This is a genomic window from Ruegeria denitrificans, assembly GCF_001458295.1.
GTDB classification, from domain to species: domain Bacteria; phylum Pseudomonadota; class Alphaproteobacteria; order Rhodobacterales; family Rhodobacteraceae; genus Ruegeria; species Ruegeria denitrificans.
Genome location: NZ_CYUD01000039.1, coordinates 1 through 1,358, shown reverse-complemented (window position 1 = coordinate 1,358; position 1,358 = coordinate 1). Strand labels below are relative to the sequence as shown.

1 protein-coding gene is annotated in these 1,358 nt (G+C 54.9%); it reads left to right on the top strand.

Annotated elements, in window-relative coordinates:
• Positions 1-86: 86 nt before the first annotated feature.
• Positions 87-1,106 (top strand): IS110 family RNA-guided transposase, encoded by a 1,020-nt coding sequence (locus tag RUE5091_RS22445; protein ID WP_058284174.1) that lies wholly within the window; start codon positions 87-89, stop codon positions 1,104-1,106.
• The last annotated feature ends 252 nt before the right edge of the window (positions 1,107-1,358 follow it).

The window sequence follows — 1,358 nt, the reverse complement described above, 5'->3', positions numbered from 1 at the left end:
GCGGATGAGGTGGGTGGCTCCTGCTCCACCGGCATCGAATGTGCCAAAGTGCAGTTATCAACGACTGCTAGGAAAGGAGCCACCCAATGACAGTAAAGACCGTAGGCCTGGATTTGGCCAAGGATGTTTTTCAAGTGCACGGCATTTCGGAGAATGGCCGTGTTATCTTCAAAAAGCCGATCAAACGCGCGAAGCTGTTAGCGTTTTTTCAGACGTTGCCACCTTGCACGGTTGGCATGGAAGCCTGCGGTTCATCACACCATTGGGGCCGTCAGCTGCGCAACCTCGGCCATGATGTGAAGCTCATGCCTGCCGGTTACGTCAAACCTTATGTGAAGCGCGGCAAGAGCGATGCCGTTGATGCTGAAGCCATTTGTGAGGCTGTCAGACGCCCGACCATGCGGTTTGTTGAGATCAAGACCGAAGACCAGCAGGCTATATTGTCGATCCATCGCACCCGAGATTTAGCAGTCCGGCAGCGCACCCAGTTGGCCAATATGATCCGTAGCCTGTTGCGCGAGTTTGGGCATATTTTGCCGATTGGGATCGAAGCGGTTACGGCTTTTTCAAATCGTCACCTTGATGGCGATCACCCGGACATGCCCGAGATCGCGAACGGCATGCTCGGCATCCAATGCTACCAATTCATCGGCCTGAACGAACGCATCTCTGGCTATTCCAAGATGATCGAGCAACACGCAATGCGGAACGCAGATGCACGTCGATTAATGCGTATGCCTGGAATTGGGCCGGTCACAGCATCGGCGATTGTCGCCACTATCGGTGACGCGCATCAGTTTCGGACTGGGCGCGATCTGGCGGCATGGCTAGGGTTAACCCCTCTCAATAAATCAAGCGGCGGGAAGGAACGTCTTGGAAAGATCACGAAGCAGGGTGATCGATACATTCGCAAGTTGCTGGTCGTGGGCATGACGTCTCGCGCTGTGATGGCGAAACGTTCGCCTGAGAAAGTCGATCTCTGGACCGCCAAGATCGTTGCCGACAAGCCGTTCCGGCTGGCAACAGTCGCGATGGCAAACAAGGCAGCCCGCGCGGTCTGGGCGATGCTCACCAAGAAACAGGAATACCGGCAGCCAGCGTTCTAATCACGCCAACTGCCCACGAGATGCAAGACGTTGAAGTGATGATGCGGAATTAAGTCAACCAAGAGCAAGGACACTCCGGGAATGGCAGCGGCCGTCTGAGGTCGATAAGCCGATTGGAACCTCGCTCGCGGAATTCATCAGGGCCAGTGGAGGCAATGCCAAAACATAAACAGGCCGGACAGACGACAGTACTGACGAAAAAGACCGCGAATATCACCAGAAAACACTTGCAATGCAGGAGCCACCCACAGA